Source organism: Salmonella sp. 741265073_HBA (assembly GCF_046569105.1).
Classification (GTDB): Bacteria; Pseudomonadota; Gammaproteobacteria; order Enterobacterales; family Enterobacteriaceae; genus Salmonella; species Salmonella enterica.
The window spans coordinates 203,949-216,797 of the sequence record NZ_JBKFRY010000007.1 but is presented as its reverse complement, the minus strand read 5'-3'; the positions used below and the strand labels follow the sequence as shown (position 1 = coordinate 216,797).

The window sequence follows — 12,849 nt, the reverse complement described above, 5'->3', positions numbered from 1 at the left end:
CGTTAACAAGGAACATAACTAATGAAAATCATTAAAGATGCCCTGGCAGGCACGCTGGAATCCAGCGATGTGATGATCAGGATTGGTCCATCCAGCGAGCCAGGAATTCGGCTGGAGCTAGAGAGTCTGGTGAAGCAGCAGTTTGGCGCGGCGATTGAGCAGGTGGTTCGGGAAACGCTGGCGAAGCTGGGCGTTGAACGCGCGCTGGTTAGCGTCGATGACAAAGGCGCGCTGGAGTGTATTTTACGCGCCCGAGTGCAGGCGGCGGCGTTACGCGCTGCAGAACAAACGGAAATTCAATGGAGTGCGTTATGAGACCTCGTCGCAGTATGTTGTTTATTCCCGGCGCAAATGCGGCCATGTTGAGCACCTCGTTTGTCTACGGTGCGGACGCGGTGATGTTCGACTTAGAAGACGCCGTAGCATTACGTGAGAAAGATACCGCCCGTCTTTTAGTCCATCACGCGCTTCAACATCCGTTCTATCAGGATGTTGAAAAAGTGGTGCGCATTAATCCACTGAACACGCCGTTCGGTCTGGCCGATCTTGAGGCCGTCGTGCGTGGTGGCGCGGATATCGTGCGTCTGCCGAAAACCGACAGCAAAAACGATGTGCTGGAGCTGGAAGCGCAGGTTGAACGGATCGAACGTGAATGTGGACGTGAAGTCGGCAGTACCAGGCTGATGGCGGCGATCGAATCAGCGAAAGGCGTGGTCAATGCCGTCGACATCGCCACCTCCAGCCCGCGCATGGTGGCAATTGCGCTGGCGGCATTTGATTACGTGATGGATATGGGTACCAGCCGGGGCGATGGCACCGAGCTGTTCTACGCCCGCTGCGCAGTGCTGCATGCGGCGCGCGTTGCGGGTATTGCCGCCTATGATGTCGTTTGGTCGGATATCAATAATGAAGAAGGCTTCCTGAAGGAAGTGCAGTTGGCGAAAGGGCTTGGTTTTAACGGTAAGTCCTTAGTGAACCCACGTCAGATTGAGCTGTTACATCAGGCTTATTCTCCGACACGTAAAGAAGTTGAGCATGCGTATGAGGTGATTGCCGCCGCTGAAGAGGCTGAGTCTCGCGGTCTGGGCGTCGTTTCACTCAACGGCAAAATGATTGACGGCCCGATTATCGACCACGCGCGCAAAGTGGTGGCGCTGTCGGCTTCCGGTATTCGTGATTAAGGAAGGAACCATGAAAGAGACTGTAACCATGCTCAACCAGCAATATGTCGTACCGGAAGGATTACAGCCCTACCAGGGGGTAACAGCGAACAGCCCGTGGCTTGCCAGTGAAACGGAAAAGCGTCGGCGTAAAATTTGTGACTCGCTTGAAGAGGCTATTCGTCGTTCCGGGCTTAAAAATGGCATGACGATATCCTTCCACCATGCGTTTCGTGGTGGCGACAAAGTTGTCAATATGGTGATGGCGAAGCTGGCGGAAATGGGATTCCGCGATCTGACGCTTGCCTCCAGCTCATTAATTGATGCCCACTGGCCGCTTATCGAACACATTAAAAATGGCGTGGTGCGGCAGATCTACACCTCCGGGCTGCGCGGCAAGTTAGGGGAAGAGATCTCCGCTGGCCTGATGGAAAACCCGGTACAGATCCACTCTCACGGCGGCCGCGTAAAGCTGATTCAGAGCGGTGAGCTGAATATTGATGTCGCTTTCCTCGGCGTGCCGTGCTGCGACGAATTTGGTAATGCGAACGGCTTTAGCGGCAAGTCACGCTGCGGCTCTTTGGGGTATGCGCAGGTTGATGCGCAGTACGCTAAATGCGTGGTGCTCCTGACTGAAGAGTGGGTCGAATTCCCCAATTATCCGGCCAGTATCGCGCAGGATCAGGTTGATTTGATCGTGCAGGTGGATGAGGTAGGGGATCCGGAAAAAATTACCGCGGGCGCGATTCGTCTGTCCAGTAACCCGCGTGAACTGTTGATCGCCCGGCAGGCGGCCAATGTGATCGAACACTCAGGTTATTTTTGTGACGGTTTCTCGCTGCAAACCGGCACCGGTGGCGCATCTTTGGCGGTCACCCGTTTCCTGGAAGACAAAATGCGTCGCCACAACATTACGGCGAGTTTTGGCCTGGGCGGGATCACCGGCACCATGGTGGATCTGCATGAGAAAGGGTTGATCAAAGCGCTGCTGGATACGCAATCATTCGATGGCGATGCAGCCCGTTCGCTGGCGCAGAATCCACATCATATTGAAATCTCAACCAATCAATACGCGAACCCCGCTTCTAAAGGCGCGGCATGCGAACGCCTGAACGTGGTGATGCTGAGCGCACTGGAAATTGACGTGAATTTCAACGTTAACGTGATGACCGGTTCAAACGGCGTACTGCGTGGCGCATCGGGCGGCCATAGCGATACGGCAGCAGGGGCCGATCTCACCATTATTACCGCACCGCTGGTCCGTGGCCGAATCCCATGCGTGGTGGAAAAAGTGCTGACTACCGTCACGCCTGGGGCGAGTGTTGATGTGCTGGTTACCGACCATGGTATTGCGGTGAACCCTGCGCGTCAGGATCTGCTTGATAACCTGCGTGCTGCGGGCGTGGCGCTGACGACCATCGAACAACTGCAACAGCGCGCTGAGCAACTGACCGGTAAACCGCAGCCGATTGAGTTTACCGATCGGGTGGTGGCTGTGGTGCGTTATCGCGACGGTTCAGTGATTGATGTTATTCGCCAGGTTAAAGGCTGATGAAGGGCACAGACCTGCTGTACCAGGGCCAGGCAGTTACGCTGGAGGAGATGCTACAAGCGCGCGATAAACGTGCCGCCAGGCAGCGTCAGGCGTTGAACTGCTATCGGCTACCGTTGATTTCCCTCACGCTGGTTGCACCGGGCGCCGTTAAAAACTCAGCGGTCTGGCGGCGTGTCGCCGATTACGCAATTGCCGAAATACTGGCGCTTTGCGAACAGAAGGAGTGGGTCAACGTCTGGGAAATGCAGGTAAATGAACGCAGCGGCCCGGAATGGATGGCAGCGGTCTGTGCGCCGGCAATGGCGTTGAAACAGCACATGTCGACACTAGAGATGAGCCATCCGTTAGGGCGGCTTTGGGACATCGACATTATTGATAGCGACGGTAAGTCGCTATCACGCCGTGAACTCGGGCATCCTGCCCGGCCATGTTTGATATGCCAGCAGGATGCTCATCTCTGTGCCCGGGGCAAGCATCACACCCTTGACCTTTTGTTGGATGAAATTGCACGAAGGATTGAATGCTATGAACGTGAGCGTTGTGACTGAACGGCGTACGCCAGCGTACTCATCGCTGGCGGCTGGCGAACTTAATGGGTTGGTTGCAAGAGCGCTGCTGACGGAAGCCAGGCTGACACCAAAACCCGGTCTGGTCGATATTCGTAATTCGGGAGCGCATAGGGATATGGATCTGGCGGCATTTGAACGTAGCACTACCGCCATTGCTCCGTGGATGGAAAAGTTTTTTATCATGGGCAACAACACGGCGGCGCTGGCGGCAGAAAATGTCCTGGTGATGCTGCGTCCGCTGGGGATGGCCTGTGAGAACGATATGCTACAGGCGACCAATGGTGTGAATACCCATCGCGGGGCGATTTTCGCTTTTGGCCTGCTGAGCGCAGCGATTGGCCGACTTCTCGCGCGGGGAGAACCGTTGGAGCAAAATCGTATCTGCGACCAGGTTGCCCGCCTGAGTCGGAATATTGTTGCCCACGAGCTCTCAGCAAAAAAAGCGGGAAAACTGACAAAGAGTGAAACCCATTTCCAGTGCTATGGCCTGTCGGGCGCGCGGGGAGAAGCGGAAAGCGGTTTTCGAACCGTCAGAACGCAGGCTTTGCCGGTGTTTAACCGGGTCGTGCAGGAGCATGACGATACCCATCTTGCCCTGCTGCAAACATTGTTGCATCTGATGGCGTGGAATGATGATACCAATCTGGTGTCACGGGGAGGCCTGGAAGGGCTTTACTACGTGCAGCAGCAGGCACAAAAATTGTTGTGGCAAGGAGGCGTATTGGTTGAGGGGGGCATTGAAGCGATGCAGTCCCTCGATGATGAACTCATCCTGCGTAACTTAAGCCCTGGCGGTAGCGCGGATTTACTGGCAGTGACCTGGTTTTTAAGTCATTTTCCTGCCGGTTCCCTCTATCCTGAGTAAGTTTCTCTTCTTTCATTCTCTCCAGCAATGATTCATCCTGCGGGATGAATCATGTCTTTTACTGATATCGCTCCCTGTTTATCATTAATTTCTAATTATCGGCGATTTTAGATGGCGGCCTCCGGGCGCGCTGGTTACTCTGAAAACGGTTTACGCAATTTTTACAAAAGAGAATAGCTATGCATGAAGCACAGATCCGCGTTGCGATTGTCGGCGCCGGTGGCCGCATGGGACGGCAGTTAATCCAGGCCGCCATGGCGATGGAAGGTGTTCAGCTGGGTGCCGCGCTGGAGCGCGAAGGCTCTTCATTGCTGGGTAGCGATGCGGGCGAACTGGCAGGCGTGGGGAAAACGGGCGTCATCATTCAAAGCGATCTGGCGTCGGTCAAAGATGATTTCGATGTTCTGGTCGATTTTACCCGTCCTGAAGGCACACTGGCGCATCTGGCATTCTGCCGTAAACATGGTAAAGGGATGGTGATTGGTACTACCGGCTTTGACGACGCCGGTAAACAGGCCATTCGCGAGGCGTCGCAAGAGATTGCGATCGTTTTCGCCGCAAACTTTAGCGTCGGCGTTAACGTCATGCTCAAGCTGCTGGAGAAAGCCGCGAAGGTAATGGGCGACTACACCGATATTGAAATTATTGAAGCGCACCACCGCCATAAAGTGGATGCACCGTCGGGTACGGCGCTGGCAATGGGCGAGGCAATCGCCGGGGCGCTGGATAAAAATCTGAAGGACTGCGCGGTCTACTCGCGTGAAGGTTATACCGGCGAGCGCGTACCGGGAACGATTGGCTTTGCAACCGTTCGGGCGGGCGACATCGTCGGCGAACATACCGCGATGTTTGCCGATATTGGCGAGCGCGTAGAGATTACGCATAAAGCTTCCAGCCGCATGACGTTTGCAAATGGCGCGTTGCGATCGGCATTATGGCTAAAAACGAAGAAAAATGGGCTATTTGACATGCGGGATGTGCTGGGGCTGGATGTATTATAGCGACTAAATACCTTCGTGATGTGGTTGTGGTAATCAAGATTAATTGATTACAAAGGGCAATATATTATTGCCCTTTTGTTTTTTTGCCCCCGGTTATTCGGCCAGATAAATAACGCCTTTCACCATTCATGTTTCGACAGTTTCTTCGCCCACGACATGTTCTGCCGTTGTTTTCGCGTTAAGAATAGTCAGTTTAAAGACATCCGGGCCAACGGCATCCATTTGCGTGACGTAATTGCCATTACGATAAATGCGGTTAATTGGCCCTTCAGGCGCATCGGTACGGGTCATTACGTTCAACGGGAAAAAATTACTGCCTGAACTGACGTCACTCATATTCAGCCGCAGTGGCTTACCATATGCAAAATGCACCTCGACCAGACTGATAAGACTGATATCCATCGGGGGGGAGTGCTGTTCCACGGGGGGTATTTTATCTCTTTTGCTTCAATAGGTTAGCTTTTTTATGCTGTAGTGAGGCTGGTTGTGGTCCAATCGTATGCGCTAGTCTTAAAGAAAAAGAAGTTAGACCTTTATATCTCGATTGTGATTCTCATTACATTATCTTAATTTGCTGTTTTTTGTTGATTTTTTGGTGTGTTTTTATTTGTTTTTATTTTTACAATATATTGATTTTTAAACTATTTTTTTATTAGTTTGCTTAATTTTGAATTTTTTATTCATTTGATAGTATTAATGGCTATTAAGCGAATTTTTATCGTTATTTTTTGTTGTTTTAATGTGAAATTTGACCATTTGGTCCACTTTTTATCATGCCAGCCACTTTTTTGCGAACTCAAGGAAGCGCAAGCGTTTTCTATCGTCACTTAGTTGATCTTTTTGCCTCTCAAACAGAATAACTTCATTATAATGTGCAAAATAACATAAAAAATACCCTCTTTAAGTTGACTTTTATCCGGCTTAACTTCAGAATGCCGCCGTTTGCCAGAAATCCACGGGTAAGCAAATTTGCATTGCTTCATACTGACTGAATGAATTAATATGCAAATAAAGTGAGTGAATATTCTCTGGAGGGTGTTTTGATTAAGTCAGCGCTATTGGTTCTGGAAGACGGAACCCAGTTTCACGGTCGGGCCATTGGGGCAACGGGTTCGGCGGTTGGGGAAGTCGTTTTCAATACTTCAATGACCGGTTATCAAGAAATCCTCACTGATCCTTCCTATTCCCGCCAAATCGTCACTCTTACTTATCCCCATATTGGTAATGTCGGCACCAATGAAGCCGATGAAGAATCTTCTCAGGTTCATGCGCAAGGTTTAGTGATTCGCGATCTGCCGTTGATTGCCAGCAACTTCCGTAACACCGAAGACCTCTCTTCTTACCTCAAACGGCATAACATTGTGGCGATTGCTGATATCGATACCCGCAAGCTGACCCGACTGCTGCGTGAGAAAGGCGCACAGAACGGCTGCATCATTGCAGGCGATAGCCCGGATGCGAAGCTGGCGCTGGAAAAAGCGAAAGCATTTCCTGGACTGAACGGTATGGATCTGGCGAAAGAAGTGACCACGGCGGAAACTTACCGCTGGACGCAGGGTAGCTGGACGCTGAAAGACGGTTTACCGGAAGCGAAATCTGAGGATGACCTGCCGTTCCATGTGGTGGCCTACGATTTTGGCGCCAAGCGCAACATCCTGCGTATGCTGGTGGATCGCGGCTGCCGCCTGACGGTGGTGCCAGCGCAGACCTCTGCTGAAGAGGTGCTGAAAATGAACCCGGACGGCATCTTCCTGTCGAACGGCCCTGGCGACCCGGCGCCGTGCGACTACGCGATTACTGCTATCCAAAAATTCCTCGAAACCGACATTCCTCTATTTGGCATCTGCCTCGGCCATCAGCTGCTGGCGCTGGCGAGCGGTGCGAAGACCGTTAAGATGAAGTTCGGCCATCACGGCGGCAACCATCCGGTAAAAGATATGGACAGAAACGTGGTGATGATCACCGCGCAGAACCACGGCTTTGCGGTGGATGAAGACTCGCTGCCAGCCAACCTGCGCGTGACCCACAAGTCGCTGTTCGACGGCACCCTGCAGGGCATTCACCGTACCGATAAACCGGCGTTCAGCTTCCAGGGCCACCCGGAGGCCAGCCCCGGCCCGCACGATGCGGCGCCGCTGTTCGACCACTTTATCGAGTTGATCAAGCACTACCGTTCTTTAGCCAAATAATCAGGAGCCAACAAAATGCCAAAACGTACAGATATAAAAAGCATCCTGATTCTGGGCGCGGGCCCGATTGTTATCGGTCAGGCGTGTGAGTTTGACTACTCCGGCGCTCAGGCGTGTAAGGCCCTGCGCGAAGAGGGCTACCGCGTTATTCTGGTGAACTCCAACCCGGCCACCATCATGACCGACCCGGAAATGGCTGATGCGACCTACATCGAGCCGATTCACTGGGAAGTGGTGCGCAAAATCATTGAAAAAGAGCGTCCGGATGCGGTGCTGCCAACCATGGGCGGCCAGACGGCGCTGAACTGCGCGCTGGAGCTGGAGCGTCAGGGCGTACTTGAAGAGTTCGGCGTCACCATGATTGGCGCCACCGCAGACGCCATTGATAAAGCCGAAGACCGTCGTCGCTTCGATATCGCGATGAAGAAAATTGGTCTCGACACCGCGCGTTCCGGTATCGCGCACACTATGGAAGAAGCGCTGGCGGTTGCCGCTGACGTGGGCTTCCCGTGCATCATCCGGCCTAGCTTTACCATGGGCGGCACCGGCGGCGGTATCGCTTACAACCGTGAAGAGTTCGAAGAAATCTGCGAACGCGGTCTGGACCTCTCGCCAACCAACGAGCTGCTGATTGATGAATCGCTGATCGGCTGGAAAGAGTACGAGATGGAAGTGGTGCGTGATAAAAACGACAACTGCATCATCGTCTGCTCTATCGAAAACTTCGATGCGATGGGCATCCATACCGGCGACTCCATCACCGTGGCCCCGGCACAGACGCTGACCGACAAAGAATACCAAATCATGCGTAACGCCTCGATGGCGGTACTGCGTGAAATCGGCGTCGAAACCGGCGGTTCTAACGTCCAGTTCGCAGTGAACCCGAAAAACGGTCGTCTGATCGTTATCGAAATGAACCCGCGCGTCTCCCGCTCCTCGGCGCTGGCGTCGAAAGCCACCGGTTTCCCGATTGCCAAAGTGGCGGCCAAACTGGCGGTGGGTTATACTCTCGACGAGCTGATGAACGATATCACCGGTGGCCGTACGCCGGCGTCGTTTGAGCCGTCTATTGACTACGTTGTCACCAAAATTCCGCGCTTTAACTTTGAGAAATTCGCCGGTGCTAACGACCGTCTGACCACCCAGATGAAATCGGTCGGGGAAGTGATGGCGATTGGTCGCACGCAGCAGGAATCCCTGCAGAAAGCGCTGCGTGGCCTGGAAGTGGGTGCCACCGGTTTCGACCCGAAAGTCAGCCTCGACGACCCGGAAGCGCTGACCAAAATCCGCCGCGAGCTGAAAGATGCGGGCGCCGAGCGTATCTGGTACATCGCCGATGCTTTCCGCGCAGGCTTGTCTGTGGATGGCGTGTTCAACCTGACCAACATTGACCGCTGGTTCCTGGTGCAAATTGAAGAGCTGGTGCGTCTGGAAGAGAAAGTCGCTGAAGTCGGGATTACTGGTCTCAACGCCGACTTCCTGCGTCAGCTCAAGCGTAAAGGTTTTGCCGATGCGCGTCTGGCGAAACTGGCGGGCGTGCGTGAAGCGGAAATCCGCAAGCTGCGTGACCAGTATGACCTGCATCCGGTCTACAAGCGTGTGGATACCTGCGCGGCGGAATTCGCCACCGATACCGCCTACATGTACTCCACTTATGAAGATGAGTGCGAAGCGAACCCGTCCGTTGATCGCGACAAAATCATGGTCCTCGGCGGTGGCCCGAACCGTATCGGCCAGGGTATCGAATTTGACTACTGCTGCGTACACGCCTCGCTGGCGCTGCGCGAAGACGGTTACGAAACCATTATGGTCAACTGTAACCCGGAAACCGTCTCCACCGACTACGACACCTCCGACCGCCTGTACTTCGAGCCGGTGACGCTGGAAGACGTGCTGGAAATCGTGCGTATCGAGAAGCCGAAAGGCGTGATTGTACAGTATGGTGGCCAGACGCCGCTGAAGCTGGCGCGCGCGCTGGAAGCGGCAGGCGTGCCGGTTATCGGCACCAGCCCGGACGCCATCGACCGCGCGGAAGACCGTGAACGCTTCCAGCATGCGGTTGACCGTCTGAAGCTGAAGCAACCGGCCAACGCCACCGTCACCGCCATTGAACAAGCGGTTGAGAAGGCGAAAGAGATCGGCTACCCGCTGGTGGTACGTCCGTCTTACGTGCTGGGCGGCCGGGCGATGGAAATTGTCTATGACGAAGCCGATCTGCGTCGCTACTTCCAGACGGCGGTCAGCGTCTCTAACGATGCGCCGGTGCTGCTGGACCGCTTCCTTGATGACGCGGTTGAAGTGGACGTGGACGCTATCTGCGACGGCGAAATGGTGCTGATTGGCGGCATCATGGAACACATCGAGCAGGCTGGCGTACACTCCGGCGACTCCGCCTGTTCCCTGCCGGCCTACACGCTGAGCCAGGAAATTCAGGACGTGATGCGCCAGCAGGTGCAGAAGCTGGCTTTCGAGTTGCAGGTGCGCGGCCTGATGAACGTACAGTTTGCGGTCAAGGACAACGAAGTCTACCTGATTGAGGTCAACCCGCGCGCGGCGCGTACCGTACCGTTTGTCTCCAAAGCCACCGGCGTACCGCTGGCGAAAGTGGCGGCGCGCGTGATGGCCGGTAAATCGCTGACCGAGCAGGGCGTGACCCAAGAAATTATCCCGCCGTACTACTCGGTGAAAGAAGTGGTGCTGCCGTTCAACAAATTCCCCGGCGTTGACCCGCTGTTAGGGCCAGAAATGCGCTCCACCGGGGAAGTGATGGGCGTGGGCCGTACCTTCGCGGAAGCGTTCGCCAAGGCACAGTTGGGCAGTAACTCCACGATGAAGAAACAGGGCCGTGCGCTGCTCTCCGTTCGCGAAGGCGACAAAGAGCGCGTGGTGGATCTCGCGGCCAAGCTGCTGAAACAGGGCTTTGAGCTGGATGCCACTCACGGTACGGCGATTGTGCTGGGCGAAGCCGGTATCAACCCGCGTCTGGTGAACAAGGTGCACGAAGGTCGTCCGCACATTCAGGACCGCATCAAGAATGGCGAATATACCTATATCATCAATACCACCGCAGGCCGCCGCGCGATTGAAGACTCCAGGGTGATTCGTCGTAGCGCGCTGCAGTATAAAGTGCATTATGACACCACGCTGAACGGCGGTTTTGCCACGACGATGGCGCTCAATGCCGATGCCACCGAGAAGGTAACCTCGGTGCAGGAAATGCACGCGCAGATCAAAAAGTCGTAAATAAAGGGTCCGGTGGATATTGCTCTAACCGGACCTGTAATATAATTCTGAAAGGGTTTCTGTAAAGAAACCCTTTTTTTATCTTGCGTAAGGTCATTCCTGGAGAAGTCCGTTTCCGTAACCACATTTTCTATGTAATAAGCACGATATTGCTCACACTAATCAATATTTAAGTCGCATACTATCTTTCATATCCACAATTTTAATATGGCTTAGTTTTTATTAGTTTGGACAGGCCGTAGCCAGATTTTTAATTTGTGAAATGGTGTGCTTATGTGTGAAAAATATGTTGAAAGACCGCTTTATTTGTTAATTGCTGACTGGATGATGGCAGAGAACCGATGGATCACGGCCAGGGAGATTTCCCGTCAATTTGATATTGAACACTGCAAAGCAATTAATACGCTCTCCTATATTCTGTCAGAAGTGGGGGAAATTGTTTGTGAAGTGAAGATGATCCCTAACCAGATTGCAGGACGAGGCTGCCAGTGCCAGCGTCTGGTGAAAGTCGTGAGTATCGACTCTCATCTCTATCGCCGATTGAATCATAATTTGCAGGAAAGAAAAGTGAGCGTGGCGAAAGCGCCGCGACTGTCTGCCGTTCCCCCCACAGAGCTAAACCGTGAGCAGAAATGGCAGATGATGCTCTCCAAGAGTATGCGTCGCTAATTGTCTGTTTACCTGCTGGCGGGGTAAACGGTAATTGACGCGTAGGCCGGATAAGCGTGAGCGCATCCGGCATCAATTACTGTGCTGATTTTGGCTTCACGTCCGTCGTGCCTTTCAGGCGCGGCCGGTGTTCTTCGACCTGCGTTAACGGCTTCGTTTCAGATAAACCCGTTCGACAACGGATCACAAGATCCTGATATTCTTTGGTATTGAGGCGTTTCCAGTGCAGCTCCTGGTCCGTAACCTGGCGTAGTACGCGCGCCGGTGAACCCACCAGCAGTTGCCTTGCCTCACCCTGAAATCCGGCTTTGACAAAACTCATGGCGGCGACAATGCTCTCTTCGCCAATCACTGCGCCGTCCATAATGACGCTATTCATGCCGACCAGGGCGTCCCGTCCCACCACGCAGCCATGTAGAATAGCGCCGTGGCCGATATGGCCGTTTTCATGCACGATGGTATCGGTATCGCAGTAGCCATGCATAATGCAGCCATCCTGCAGATTAGAGCCTGCCTCCAGGATCAGGCGACCATAATCCCCACGCAATGACGCGAGTGGGCCAATATAAACACCGGCGCCCACGATGACATCGCCAATCAGCACGGCGCTGGGATGGACAAACGCGTCCGGATGCACCACCGGGATCAGTCCTTCAAAGGCGTAATAGCTCATAGTTGTACCTCGGTTTTTTTGCCGGATGGCGGCGTAAACACCTTATCCGGTCTACGGTTGCGCATGTGCTGTAGGCCGGATAAGCGAAGCGCCATCCGGCATAGTCACATTAACGACCTTTCCACACCGGATCGCGTTTTTCGGCAAATGCCTGCGGTCCTTCGAGCGCATCTTCTGAATGCAGTACCGACGGATAATGCTTCAGCACGCCGCTGCGGATGTAGCGGTAGCCTTCTTCTACCGGCATTTCGCTGGTCGCGCGATAAATCTCTTTCAGCGCCGCGATAGCCAGCGGGGCGCTATTGACCAGTTGTTGCGCCAGTTCGCGCGCGCTATCCATCAGTTCGCTCTGGCTGACAACGCGGTTCACGACTCCCCAACGCAGCGCTTCTTCGGCGCTCATTCGTCTGCCGGTCATTACCATTTCGTTGACGATAGCCGGTGGCAGCAGCTTAGGCAGACGCAATACGCCGCCGCTGTCAGGCACGATGCCGAGCTTTGCTTCCGGCAGCGCGAAGCTGGCGTTTTCGGCGCAGACAATAAAGTCCGCCGCCAGCGCCAGCTCAAAACCGCCGCCAAACGCGTAGCCGTTCACCGCGGCGATAACCGGCTTATCGAGGTCAAATATTTCGGTTAAACCAGCAAAGCCGCCGGGACCAAAATCAGCATCCGGCGCTTCACCTTCCGCTGCCGCTTTTAAGTCCCAGCCAGCAGAAAAGAATTTCTCCCCGCCGCCGGTAATGATTGCTACGCGTAATTCCGGATCGTCACGGAAATTAAGAAAAGCTTCACCCATTGCAAAGCTGGTTTTGGCGTCAATGGCATTCGCTTTAGGTCGGTCGAGGGTAATTTCCAGGATCGGGCCGTTACGGGTCAGATGTAATGACTCACTCATAGTTCATCTCCAGATAAATAGTTTCCCGGC

12 protein-coding genes are annotated in these 12,849 nt (G+C 53.9%); 9 read left to right on the top strand and 3 right to left on the bottom strand.

Annotated features, from left to right (window positions below; translation table 11 throughout):
- Positions 1-21: 21 nt before the first annotated feature.
- The 6 genes from citD (at position 22) to dapB (ending at position 5,150) form a co-directional block, all read left to right on the top strand.
- Positions 22-315, top strand: a complete 294-nt coding sequence (gene citD / locus ACLD3P_RS12380; RefSeq protein ID WP_000691461.1) for a citrate lyase acyl carrier protein — start codon at positions 22-24, stop codon at positions 313-315.
- Positions 312-1,181 (top strand): citrate (pro-3S)-lyase subunit beta, encoded by an 870-nt coding sequence (gene citE / locus ACLD3P_RS12375; protein WP_001247811.1) that lies wholly within the window; start codon positions 312-314, stop codon positions 1,179-1,181. Before citD ends, citE begins: the two co-directional genes overlap by 4 nt.
- A gap of 10 nt (positions 1,182-1,191) precedes the next feature.
- Complete coding sequence (gene citF, locus ACLD3P_RS12370; protein ID WP_000665574.1) at positions 1,192-2,712, top strand: citrate lyase subunit alpha; 1,521 nt, start codon at positions 1,192-1,194, stop codon at positions 2,710-2,712.
- The gene (gene citX, locus ACLD3P_RS12365) at positions 2,712-3,263 is read left to right on the top strand and encodes a citrate lyase holo-[acyl-carrier protein] synthase (protein WP_000679050.1); all 552 of its coding nucleotides are present in this window, start codon (positions 2,712-2,714) and stop codon (positions 3,261-3,263) included. The genes citF and citX overlap by 1 nt, the downstream gene beginning before the upstream one ends.
- The gene (gene citG / locus ACLD3P_RS12360; protein ID WP_001103238.1) at positions 3,241-4,149 is read left to right on the top strand and encodes a triphosphoribosyl-dephospho-CoA synthase CitG; all 909 of its coding nucleotides are present in this window, start codon (positions 3,241-3,243) and stop codon (positions 4,147-4,149) included. Before citX ends, citG begins: the two co-directional genes overlap by 23 nt.
- A 179-nt stretch (positions 4,150-4,328) precedes the next feature.
- Complete coding sequence (gene dapB, locus ACLD3P_RS12355) at positions 4,329-5,150, top strand: 4-hydroxy-tetrahydrodipicolinate reductase (protein WP_079962243.1); 822 nt, start codon at positions 4,329-4,331, stop codon at positions 5,148-5,150.
- Positions 5,151-5,276: 126 nt separating this feature from the next.
- Here dapB and ACLD3P_RS12350 read toward each other — a convergent pair whose 3' ends face one another.
- Positions 5,277-5,552 carry a viral protein gene (locus ACLD3P_RS12350; RefSeq protein ID WP_076934730.1) on the bottom strand — a complete coding sequence of 92 codons (276 nt, stop codon included), beginning with the start codon at positions 5,550-5,552 and terminating at the stop codon, positions 5,277-5,279.
- Positions 5,553-6,190: 638 nt separating this feature from the next.
- Between ACLD3P_RS12350 and carA the strand changes: the two genes are divergently transcribed.
- The 3 genes from carA to caiF all read left to right on the top strand — a co-directional run bounded on the left by carA (position 6,191) and on the right by caiF (position 11,251).
- On the top strand, positions 6,191-7,339 hold the full coding sequence (gene carA, locus ACLD3P_RS12345; RefSeq protein WP_076934731.1) for a glutamine-hydrolyzing carbamoyl-phosphate synthase small subunit: 1,149 nt from the start codon (positions 6,191-6,193) through the stop codon (positions 7,337-7,339).
- A 15-nt stretch (positions 7,340-7,354) separates the two neighbouring features.
- On the top strand, positions 7,355-10,582 hold the full coding sequence (carB, locus tag ACLD3P_RS12340) for a carbamoyl-phosphate synthase large subunit (protein WP_001126323.1): 3,228 nt from the start codon (positions 7,355-7,357) through the stop codon (positions 10,580-10,582).
- A 273-nt stretch (positions 10,583-10,855) separates the two neighbouring features.
- Positions 10,856-11,251 (top strand): carnitine metabolism transcriptional regulator CaiF, encoded by a 396-nt coding sequence (caiF, locus tag ACLD3P_RS12335; RefSeq protein ID WP_024797390.1) that lies wholly within the window; start codon positions 10,856-10,858, stop codon positions 11,249-11,251.
- Positions 11,252-11,327: 76 nt separating this feature from the next.
- On the opposite strand, the gene caiE is transcribed toward caiF, so the two are convergent.
- Both caiE and caiD read right to left on the bottom strand, forming a co-directional pair.
- The gene (gene caiE, locus ACLD3P_RS12330) at positions 11,328-11,924 is read right to left on the bottom strand and encodes a carnitine operon protein CaiE (protein WP_071055486.1); all 597 of its coding nucleotides are present in this window, start codon (positions 11,922-11,924) and stop codon (positions 11,328-11,330) included.
- A 109-nt stretch (positions 11,925-12,033) separates the two neighbouring features.
- The gene (gene caiD, locus ACLD3P_RS12325; RefSeq protein ID WP_000004383.1) at positions 12,034-12,819 is read right to left on the bottom strand and encodes a crotonobetainyl-CoA hydratase; all 786 of its coding nucleotides are present in this window, start codon (positions 12,817-12,819) and stop codon (positions 12,034-12,036) included.
- Positions 12,820-12,849: the final 30 nt, after the last annotated feature.

Excerpts from the sequence above, each read along its gene's own strand:
- caiF (WP_024797390.1), top strand. The coding sequence starts at position 10,856 with ATGTGTGAAAAATATGTTGAAAGACCGCTTTATTTGTTAATTGCTGAC.
- citE (WP_001247811.1), top strand. The coding sequence starts at position 312 with ATGAGACCTCGTCGCAGTATGTTGTTTATTCCCGGCGCAAATGCGGCC.
- citD (WP_000691461.1), top strand. The coding sequence starts at position 22 with ATGAAAATCATTAAAGATGCCCTGGCAGGCACGCTGGAATCCAGCGAT.
- citF (WP_000665574.1), top strand. The coding sequence starts at position 1,192 with ATGAAAGAGACTGTAACCATGCTCAACCAGCAATATGTCGTACCGGAA.
- carB (WP_001126323.1), top strand. The coding sequence starts at position 7,355 with ATGCCAAAACGTACAGATATAAAAAGCATCCTGATTCTGGGCGCGGGC.
- caiE (WP_071055486.1), bottom strand. The coding sequence starts at position 11,924 with ATGAGCTATTACGCCTTTGAAGGACTGATCCCGGTGGTGCATCCGGAC.
- citG (WP_001103238.1), top strand. The coding sequence starts at position 3,241 with ATGAACGTGAGCGTTGTGACTGAACGGCGTACGCCAGCGTACTCATCG.
- dapB (WP_079962243.1), top strand. The coding sequence starts at position 4,329 with ATGCATGAAGCACAGATCCGCGTTGCGATTGTCGGCGCCGGTGGCCGC.
- ACLD3P_RS12350 (WP_076934730.1), bottom strand. The coding sequence starts at position 5,552 with ATGGATATCAGTCTTATCAGTCTGGTCGAGGTGCATTTTGCATATGGT.
- citX (WP_000679050.1), top strand. The coding sequence starts at position 2,712 with ATGAAGGGCACAGACCTGCTGTACCAGGGCCAGGCAGTTACGCTGGAG.
- caiD (WP_000004383.1), bottom strand. The coding sequence starts at position 12,819 with ATGAGTGAGTCATTACATCTGACCCGTAACGGCCCGATCCTGGAAATT.